Raw genomic sequence first — 9,394 nt, 5'->3', positions numbered from 1 at the left:
TTTTTTTTTTCACCCATTCCCCGCAATCCCCTTAGTCCGCGGGGGGGGGGGGGGGGGGTTTTGTTAAACACACCCCCCCCCTCCCGGTTTGGGCTGGGGCGGCGGCCGCGCCCCGGCCCGCCGGTACTCAACGCTTACTTCAGTTCAACCTTGGCGCCGGCTGCTTCCAGCTGGGCCTTGAACTTGTCCGCGTCGGCCTTGGAAACGCCTTCCTTGACCGGCTTCGGAGCCGCCTCGACCAGGTCCTTGGCTTCCTTGAGGCCAAGACCGGTGATGGCGCGAACTTCCTTGATGACGTTGATCTTCTGAGCGCCTGCCTCGGTGAGGACGACGTCGAATTCCGTCTTTTCCTCGACAGGAGCAGCAGCGGCCGCAGCGCCGCCGGCAGCGGCAACCGCCACCGGAGCAGCGGCGGAAACGCCCCACTTTTCTTCAAGAAGCTTCGACAGCTCGGCCGCCTCGAGGACGGTCAGCTTCGAAAGGTCGTCTACGATCTTTGCCAGATCAGCCATTGCAATGTTCCTTCATAAGGTTCGAACGTGTGTTTGTGATAGCGAGGAACGGCCTCATGCCGCCTCGTCCTTCCGGGCGTAAGCGCCGATGACGCGCGCGACCGAGGCCGCAGGCGCATTGACGATCTGGGCGATCCGGGTTGCCGGCGTGGCGATCATGCCAACCAGCCTGGCGCGCAGCTCATCGAGCGACGGAAGTGTGGCGAGTGCCTTCACACCGTCGGCGTTGAGCGAGGTGGTGCCCATTGCGCCACCGAGAATGACAAGCTTGTCATTTCCCTTGGCGAAATCGGACGCGACCTTCGGCGCCGCAATCGGATCCTCCGAATAGGCGATCAGCGTTTGTCCCTTGAACAGCTCGATGATCGATGCGGAGTCCGTGCCCTGAAGAGCGATTTTGGCGAGACGGTTCTTCGCGACTTTGACGGTGCCACCGGCGGCGCGCATTTTCGACCGAAGGTCGTTCATTTGCGCGACGGTGATACCGGCGTAGTGGGCCACGACGACTGAACCAGCGCTTGAAAACGCATCATTCAGGCCCGTGACGAGTTCGCGTTTTTCCGCTCTGTCCACTGCCTATCTCCAGTTGACCCCTGCCCTCTACGAAGGACAGGCGTCGGGTTGCCTTTTGCCGGCCGGGCCATCCAGTAACGGATCTCCCGAACGACGCTCGAGGATCCTGCCCCCTTTCGCCACACCTGCCGGCAAGCCGGACGGTGCGCAGACAAAAGGCAAACACGGTTCGAACCTTTCATTGGAGCTTTCGCTCCGTTGTCCGGTCTTCACCCGTCTCATGCAGGCCCACATGAATTAAGGCCCACATCACCTAAGGCTTGGGGGCCGCCTGCAATCTCGGACAGGATGTCCGGAAGCCTTTCGACTTCCGGTACCGGGCCACCGACAGGTCGGAGGCCCGGAATTCTTTCACGGATCAGCGTTTTAGCGGCCGATCCAATTGTTCGTATCAGGACGCTGCGAGCGTCGAGACATCGAGCTTGAGGCCCGGGCCCATCGTCGAGGTGACCGACACCTTCTTGACGTAGTTGCCCTTGGCCCCAGCCGGCTTTGCCCTGGTCACCGCGTCTGCGAAGGCGCGGACGTTTTCTTCCAGCGCCTTGACGTCGAATGACACCTTGCCGACGCCGGCATGAACGATGCCGGCCTTCTCGACGCGGAACTCGACGGCGCCGCCCTTCGATGCCTTGACAGCGGCGGCAACGTCAGTGGTGACGGTGCCGACCTTCGGGTTCGGCATCATGCCGCGCGGACCGAGCACCTTGCCGAGACGGCCGACCAGCGGCATCATATCCGGCGTGGCGATGCAGCGGTCAAAGTCGATCGTGCCCTTCTGGACGATGTCGACCAAGTCCTCGGCTCCGACGATGTCGGCGCCGGCGGCCTTGGCCTCCTCGGCCTTGTCGCCGCGCGCGAACACGGCGACGCGAACGCTGCGGCCGGTCCCGTTCGGCAGATTGACCACGCCGCGGACCATCTGGTCGGCATGGCGGGGATCGACGCCGAGGTTCATCGCGACTTCGACGGTCTCATCGAACTTCACCGAGGAGCGATCCTTGAGCAGTTTCAGCGCCTCACCCAAAGCGTAAGCCTTGTTGGGGTCGATGCCTTCGCGGGTCTTCGATACACGCTTTGCAATCTTTGCCATGATCTCAGCCCACCACTTCCAGACCCATCGAGCGGGCGGAGCCCTCGACCATGCGCATGGCCGCCTCGACGTCGTTTGCGTTCAGATCCTTCATCTTCTGCTCGGCGATGGCGCGCACCTTGTCGCGGCCGATCGTACCGGCCTTGAGCTTGCCCGGCTCCTTGGAACCCGACTTCAGGTTGGCGGCCTTCTTCAGGAAATAGCTCACCGGCGGCGTCTTCATGACGAAGGTGAACGACTTGTCCTGGTAGTAGGTGATGACGACCGGAACCGGCGAACCCTTTTCCATTTCCTGGGTCTGCGCGTTGAACGCCTTGCAGAACTCCATGATGTTGATGCCACGCTGACCAAGCGCCGGGCCGATCGGGGGCGACGGCGTGGCCGATCCCGCGGAAACCTGGAGCTTGAGCTGGCCTGCAATTTTCTTAGCCATCTCTCTTCCTGCCTTTTCTCATGCCGGTCTTGCCGGCGGTTGCAGTCTGGTGGTGCGGTCCGCGCGGCCGGCTAAAGCCGCATTCGCCTCCCACCCGCTTTTGGCCGCGCGATCTCCGCGCCGCCTTCCCTGCCGCCGAAACCGGTGCAGGGATTTCGGATCAGCCCTTCTCGACCTGTCCGAATTCCAGATCGACCGGCACAGCGCGCCCGAAGATCGAAACTTCCACCTTGAGCCGCGCCCGCTCCTCGTCCACTTCCTGGACGAAACCGTTGAAGGACGCGAATGGTCCATCCGAAACGCGGATCGCTTCGCCGATCTCGAACGTCACCGACGGCTTCGGCCGCTCGACGCCCTCCTGAACCTGGTTCAGGATACGCTGGGCCTCGGCTTCGGTGATCGGCACCGGCTTGGAGTCGCCCAGGAAACCGGTAACCTTTGGCGTGTTCTTGACGAGCGAGAACACGGCGTCGGTCAGATTGGCCTTCAGCAGCACATAGCCCGGAAAGAACTTGCGCTCGGCATCAACCTTGCGGCCGCGGCGGATCTCGACGACCTTCTCGGTCGGCACCACGATCTGCTCGATGTCGGCGGACAGGCCCTTCTGCTTGGCCTTGTTCTCAATGTCCTCGGCGACCTTCTTTTCAAAGTTCGAGTAGGCGTGGACGATGTACCACCGCGCGGTCATTTCAAGACTTCTCCGTAATCGCCGGACTTACTGTCCGAGGCCGAGGATTTTTTCGACCGCAAAGCCCATGGCCACGTCTGCGGTAAAGAAAAAGATCATCGCGATGACCGCGAACACAAGCACCATCACCGTCGAGATCATCGTTTCGCGCCGCGACGGCCAAGTGACCTTGGCGGTCTCCGCGCGAACCTGCTGGAGAAAGGTGAAGGGATTTGTGGTTTTCGAAGCCATATGCCGCTCTGTCTGCAAGACCCGTTGGCCGGGCCTCCTGGATGATCCCGCTGGCCGGGACGTGCCGCCTGAGCGTGCGCTCGCGCCGAATCAGCGCAATCATTTCGCCCATGCAAATCAGACGCGTAAAGCCGGCTTCCCAGCTCCACGCGTCGCGTGTCTGTCTCGTCTACATAAAACCGATTCTTGATCCACGCAAGTGGCAAGTGTCCGCTTTATGGCCAAACGCCGCCTCGGAACCATCCAGTCGTCCCGTCCCGGCTATGCGGCCCTTATGCCGCAACTTGTGCTATATGGCAAGTCACAAGCCGATTTTCAAAGGCCGCACTGCAAAGAATCGTTTTTAGGTATCCATTCAAAGAATGGCACGGGCAGCAGGGCTCGAACCTACGACCTGCGGTTTTGGAGACCGCCGCTCTACCAACTGAGCTATGCCCGTATGCGCATATCGGCGCAGCAGGCGCTTCCTAAAAGCTTCCGCGCGCTCTGTAAAGAGCGACGTGCGCTGCCCAGCGTTCATCTGCGGAAGTCCAGGCGTCCTCCCAGCCATTTCCCGTCGATTCTCTGGTTGCTGACGATCAAGCCGACCCAGGGACGCACGATTTTCGGATCGGTCAGATTGATATATTTTCCAACCAGCCCTTTCGCACCCTCGCGCCGCGCATCGATCAGCCCTTTGCGCACGCCATGATGCCAATCGAACAGGAGGAAGACTCTCTCTCCCGCTGTCTTCACCTCGCCCCGGCCGGACTTCCATTTATCCTTGGCATCGCCCGGAATCGTGGGATCGGCACCGCCGTTCCACCGGCTGGACCAGCTGCCGTCGATCGTGTCGTTGCTGTTGCCGTCACTTTCGGTGCCCCACATTTCGGCGTTTTCATCACTTGCAGTTCCCTCCAGTTTCACGCCGGCGGCGAACGCCGACACCTCCTCGTCGTCGGGAGTGGGGACGTCCATGACGCCAAATGGATTTCGAGTTCCGCGACCACTGTCAAAGGCGCTGTCTGAACTTTTCTTGCCTTCCGATCTCATCGCAAGCCTCCGGTTCTCAGTGTGGCCCCGCCAGTCGACGGCGACTTCAAACCGTTAGCCTGGAGGACCGAAACCTCAATAGCTACCCGTTTTCCTGGCCGGCGGGGTTTTCGACCGATTCGTGCCCGGTCAGTCTCCCGAAGGCGGCTTGTAGGGGCCGCCCGGCACCCCCCAACCCCAGGTCGGCATTGGTTCGCTCTCGGGATCGCAGGTCGGGCCCTTGTTGGAGTTCATCTTGGCCAGCCGCGATCCCCATTCGACATAGCCCATGAAGGCCGAGCGGAATTCGGGATCGTCAGGCAACCCGATCTCGTCGGCGGCGTCGGCGAGAAGATTGATCCAGCGCCGGCGCTGCTCCTCGGTCAGATGCTTGCCGAGATGATGCATCACCATCTCGCGATGGCCGCCGTGCTTTTCGCTGTAGGTTTTCGGTCCACCAAAAACTTCGCCGATGAAAGCCGCGACGTGAGCGGGATGATCCGGCGACATATGTTTGAACACCGGCCCGACGATGGGGTCCCGAGAGACGTGGTCGTAGAAGGTTTGGGTCAGGCGGTTCAGCGCTTCGGAGCCGCCGGCCCATTCGAACAATGTCGGGACATCCTGGCTCATTCGCTATCCCCCATGCTGGTCTTCGCTGGACGATAGCGGAAATATCGAGCGCCGCTCAACCTGCCTCGATGGCCAGTTTCCGAAGCCGACGCGCCTCTACAATTTGGCGGGCGCCTCGGCCTGTGCATTGGGCGAGAGCACCACGCGGCAATTGTCAGGCTTCGGCACCGATCTGCAGAGGGTGGCACCCATCAGCTCGTCCACTGATTGCGGCCCAGTCGTCAGTCCGACCCTCAGCATCACGTCAGGTTCGAGCTGACGTTCGACAGGAATGCGCTGAAGCGCCATTAACAGATCAGGGTTGATTGCCATCTCGTCAAGGTAAGCCTTAATCAGTTGGTCTTGTCCCATCAGGTAAAGGCTGAGTAGCGCCCGTGAACCGACAAGCCGCCTGACGCCCCCAGCCAGCATCAGCGCGCAGGCCGAATCGCAGTCGCCTTTCGCATCGCTGGCCACTCCGGCATAGGCGCCATCTTTGGCCAAGCAATTCCACTCTCCCGGGTCGCAGCCAACGAAATCGGTGCGGGCAACGGCGACGTCGAGCTTCTTTTCACGGATAAGTCGCCCCACCGCCAGAGCGCTGAACAAGTCGCCACCTCGCGAGCTCACCACTATAGGCAGCCGCCCGCTGCCAAGCGTTGCGAGGAACTGGCCCAGCTTCTGCCGGGTCCGGCTCGTGATTACGCCTTGGGCTGATATCCATTCCGGGCAGTCGGGATTGCAGGACGAATTGCTGCCACGAACCATCACGAAGCGCATCTCGGGTGCCCCACCCCGCGCTGCCCCGAGCGGCAGAGCCCACATCCATTCCGGGCAGTGGGGCTCGCACATCGGATCACTGCCGCGAACGAGTATGAAGCCCTTGTCCGGCGCCTCCTTTCCTGGCGCTACCTGGACCGGCTGAGCAGGTGCCTCCCTGACCGGCTGAAAAAGGGGGACTTGAGCCGGCTGAGAAGGTCCGGCCTTCGCCTCGATCGCTGCCACCTTGGCCAGTTTGGCATTCGCAGGGATCTCTCTGCAGTTCGTCGGCGCAGGACTCCGCCGGCAAATGCCCGCCTGCGTAAGCATGTCGAGAGAGTCCCTGCTGGTGACCAGCTTCATCGTCAGCATGTCATCGAGGGCGATCTGCCGGATGTCGCTGGCGGGCGTGGCCTTCATTCTGTCGAGCACGCCCCGTTCGACACCCATCTCCCTGAGATAGGCCGAAAGCCTCCTCTCAATCGCCTTGCTCATCTCATAGGTCTTGTAGCCGACATTGTCTTGAGTGACGGTTTCTGTGGTGATCTTGTATTTTTTGCCCCGCACAACTCGATAGGTGGTTCGATATTGCCGTGTTGTGCGGAAATGAGTCGTAGTGATCTGATGGACGCCTAGATAGGCCCAACCGCCGACCACGCGTCCGACGCCTCCGGCAAACATCAGCGGACACGCGGAGTTGCACATGGCGCCCCCGTCAGACGCAATGCCGAAATATGCGGCGCCCTTGCCGTCATTGGCTCGGCAATCCTTCATCCCAGGCCAACAATCGGAAAACTTGGTCGTACCGACGGCGATATCGAGCTTGTTTTTGCGGATTATTCGACCAAGCTGGAGCGCCGCATCGACATTGCCGCCCGGGGAATTGACGATAATCGGCAGTTTGCGGTGGCCGAGCGTCTTCAATACGCGCTTGAGCTGCGCTGGCGTGCCCGCTTCTATGGCGCCTTCTGCCGAAATCCATTCCGGACAGTTAGGCTCGCAGCCGATCGCGTTGCTCCGCACGACTGCGAATCGCATGGGCGAGAGATCATCGGAGAATATCTTCGGATCGGTCCAAGTCGTCGGATCGGACCATTTCGGGAAGACATCCTCGGCCTTCGCCGCAAAGGCAGCCATCGCCATTGCGACCATCGGCGCCAGGCGAACCAACCCGCGCCACCAACTTGCCCTACTGTTTGAACGGCGTTCTGGAACCACGCTCGGCAAAAGCCCCCTTGATGCAACCGATAATAGTTGCGGCGATGGTGCTTGCAATAGCTTTGAAACACCCGCGCAAGATTGTTCTGCCTGGAGTCAGCAGACGAAAAAGGGCGACCCGAAGACCGCCCTTTCGCGTCCGATCTCGACCGGCAATGCCGGCGCCGATTACTCTTTGATGGATGCTGGCACCGACGGTCCGGCTGCCTGCACGGATAGCGAAGCGCAGCTTCTCTTCCATGGCGATCGGCACGATCACCTCGCGGCTATCATGCCCGCGTTACGATTTGACCGGCGTGGTGGCCTGAGCCTTGGCGCCCGAGATCTCGCGGCAGTTCTCCGGCCTTGGCTCCGATCTGCAGATGCCAGGCCCGGTCAATTCGTCTGCCGATTGAGGCCCTGTTGTCAGCCCGTATTTCAGCATCCTGTCGAGATCGAGCTGCCGTTCGACCGAATATAGCTGAATTGCCGTAAACAGACCGGGGCCGATGGCCATGTCCTCAAGATAGGCCTTGACCTTTTGCTCCTGCCGTACCGAATGCACGCTCAACTGTGCACGCGGGCCGACCAGGCGTTTGACACCGCCGGCGAGCATGATCGGACAGGCCGAGCCGCAACCGCCGCCGGCATCGACCGTGAGCCCGTTGTAGACGCCGTCTTCGGCCGTGCAGTCGGCCTGCCGCGGCTCGCAGCCAATGAAATCCGTCCGCGCCACGGCGACGTCGAGCTTGCGTTCGCGGATCAGCCTTCCGGCCGCCAAAGCACCGAGCACGTCACCACCCCGCGAGTTGATGACGATGGGCAGGCGCCGGTCGCCGACGCTATCAAGCAGTTGGCGCAATTTTTCGGCCGTGTCAGCGGTAATCGTGCCTTCGGCCGAGATCCATTCCGGGCAATTGGGATTGCATAGCGGGTTGCTGCCGCGGACTAGGACGAAGCGCATGTCAGCGACCTCCTTCGCCGGCGGGGTTTCGAGCCCCAGAGGTGCAGGCTCGGCGCTCGCCACCACTTGCCCGGCCGGCTTCGCGATATTCGCCGGCGCCGGCACTTCCCTGCAACTCGCCGGCAACGGATCGGATTTGCACAGGGTTGGCGCGGTCAGCAGGTCGACGGCATCCAGACTGGTGACGAGATTCATTTGCAGCATATCGTAGGGAATCAGTTGCTGGATGCCGCTGGCCGGCGTGCTTTTCATGGTCTCAAGCACGCCCAGGCCGACGCCCATCTCCTTCAGATAGGCCGCCAGCTTCCGCTCCAGCGGTTTGTTCATTTCGTAGGTCTTGTAGCTGCCCGCGTTCTTCCGGCTGACGACCCTGGTACTGAGTATCTTCCTCTTGCCTTTCACCATGCGGTAGGTGGTGCGGTACAGCAATTTCGTCCGGATATAGGTCGTGGTGATCTGATGGACGCCGAGAAAGGCCCACTCCCCGACCACGCGCCGGATGCCACCGGAAAACATCAACGGGCAGGCGGAATTGCAGATGGCGCCGTTGCCATAGGCATCGCCGAAATAACGGGCGCCCTTGCCGTCGTTTTCCTTGCAGTTCTTCATATCTGGCAGGCAGCCGGCGAAGCGGGTTTTGCCGACGGCGATATCGAGCTTGTTCTTGCGGATCAGGCGACCAAGTGTCAGCGCCGCTTCGACATTGCCGCCAGGGGAATCGACGACGATCGGCAGCTTTCGGGCGCCAAGCGCCTTAAGCGTGCGCTTGAAAAGGGCCGGCGTGCCGGCTTCAATCGAGCCTTCCGCCGATATCCATTCCGGACAGGTCGGCTCGCAGCCCGGCGCGCTGCTGCGGACGACGACGAACCGCATCGTCGGGCCGAAATCCGGCGTGGATTTTTCCGGCGTGGATTTCTTTGCATCCGCTGCGAAGGCAGCGTGGCCCATGGCAAGCAACGACACCAGGCAGATCAGCCCTAGCGACCACCATGCCTGACTATGCAAACGGCGCCATGGAACCATTTGGGCAGCCCCCTCGATGCAACCTATACTAGTTATGGCAGAGGCGCTTGCAACAGGATTTAAGGCAATGCGGTTAATCCATTGCCGGAATATCAGAATCAAAAGGGCGGCCCGAAGACCGCCCTTTCGCATCCGATCTCAACCGGCAGCGCCGACGATTACTCTTTGATGGTGACGACGATGCCGGCACCGACGGTACGGCCGCCTTCACGGATGGCGAAGCGCAGCTTCTCTTCCATGGCGATCGGCACGATCAGCTCGACATCGACGGTGATGTTGTCGCCCGGCATCACCATCTCGG

The 9,394-nt window shown here is 61.3% G+C and carries 12 protein-coding genes and 1 tRNA gene; all 13 read right to left on the bottom strand.

Annotated features, from left to right (window positions below; genetic code table 11):
* Window positions 1-134 precede the first annotated feature (134 nt).
* Window positions 135-512 (bottom strand): 50S ribosomal protein L7/L12, encoded by a 378-nt coding sequence (gene rplL / locus NKH17_RS32925; RefSeq protein ID WP_140752948.1) that lies wholly within the window; start codon window positions 510-512, stop codon window positions 135-137.
* A gap of 54 nt (window positions 513-566) precedes the next feature.
* A complete protein-coding gene (rplJ, locus tag NKH17_RS32920; protein WP_008875657.1) occupies window positions 567-1,085 on the bottom strand; it encodes a 50S ribosomal protein L10 in 519 nt (172 codons plus the stop codon).
* A gap of 391 nt (window positions 1,086-1,476) precedes the next feature.
* Window positions 1,477-2,175, bottom strand: coding sequence for a 50S ribosomal protein L1 (gene rplA / locus NKH17_RS32915; RefSeq protein ID WP_254817142.1), 699 nt, complete (start codon window positions 2,173-2,175; stop codon window positions 1,477-1,479).
* A gap of 4 nt (window positions 2,176-2,179) precedes the next feature.
* Entirely contained in the window at window positions 2,180-2,608 is a 429-nt protein-coding gene (gene rplK, locus NKH17_RS32910) for a 50S ribosomal protein L11 (protein WP_254817141.1), read from the bottom strand.
* Window positions 2,609-2,768: 160 nt separating this feature from the next.
* Entirely contained in the window at window positions 2,769-3,296 is a 528-nt protein-coding gene (gene nusG / locus NKH17_RS32905) for a transcription termination/antitermination protein NusG (protein WP_006333333.1), read from the bottom strand.
* Between the two features lie 27 nt (window positions 3,297-3,323).
* Window positions 3,324-3,527 (bottom strand): preprotein translocase subunit SecE, encoded by a 204-nt coding sequence (secE, locus tag NKH17_RS32900; RefSeq protein WP_023680439.1) that lies wholly within the window; start codon window positions 3,525-3,527, stop codon window positions 3,324-3,326.
* 363 nt (window positions 3,528-3,890) lie between these two features.
* A tRNA-Trp gene (locus NKH17_RS32895) sits at window positions 3,891-3,966 on the bottom strand.
* A 77-nt stretch (window positions 3,967-4,043) separates the two neighbouring features.
* Window positions 4,044-4,559: a hypothetical protein gene (locus NKH17_RS32890; RefSeq protein ID WP_352903063.1), complete on the bottom strand. Its 516-nt coding sequence runs from the start codon at window positions 4,557-4,559 to the stop codon at window positions 4,044-4,046.
* Window positions 4,560-4,688: 129 nt separating this feature from the next.
* Entirely contained in the window at window positions 4,689-5,171 is a 483-nt protein-coding gene (locus NKH17_RS32885) for a group II truncated hemoglobin (RefSeq protein WP_352903061.1), read from the bottom strand.
* Between the two features lie 96 nt (window positions 5,172-5,267).
* Window positions 5,268-7,052, bottom strand: a complete 1,785-nt coding sequence (locus tag NKH17_RS32880; protein ID WP_502910654.1) for a COG3904 family protein — start codon at window positions 7,050-7,052, stop codon at window positions 5,268-5,270.
* A gap of 46 nt (window positions 7,053-7,098) precedes the next feature.
* Window positions 7,099-7,386: a hypothetical protein gene (locus NKH17_RS33570; protein WP_502910655.1), complete on the bottom strand. Its 288-nt coding sequence runs from the start codon at window positions 7,384-7,386 to the stop codon at window positions 7,099-7,101.
* A gap of 21 nt (window positions 7,387-7,407) precedes the next feature.
* Window positions 7,408-9,093: a COG3904 family protein gene (locus NKH17_RS32870; protein WP_352903059.1), complete on the bottom strand. Its 1,686-nt coding sequence runs from the start codon at window positions 9,091-9,093 to the stop codon at window positions 7,408-7,410.
* A gap of 158 nt (window positions 9,094-9,251) precedes the next feature.
* Window positions 9,252-9,394, bottom strand: a 143-nt coding sequence (locus NKH17_RS32865) for an EF-Tu C-terminal domain-related protein (protein WP_023796561.1), incomplete at its 5' end; no start/stop codon positions are given.

The organism is Mesorhizobium sp. M1334, from assembly GCF_040317995.1.
In the GTDB taxonomy this organism is placed as follows: domain Bacteria; phylum Pseudomonadota; class Alphaproteobacteria; order Rhizobiales; family Rhizobiaceae; genus Mesorhizobium.
Note: the sequence above shows the minus strand (reverse complement) of the source record. Positions and strands in the feature narration are given on the sequence as shown.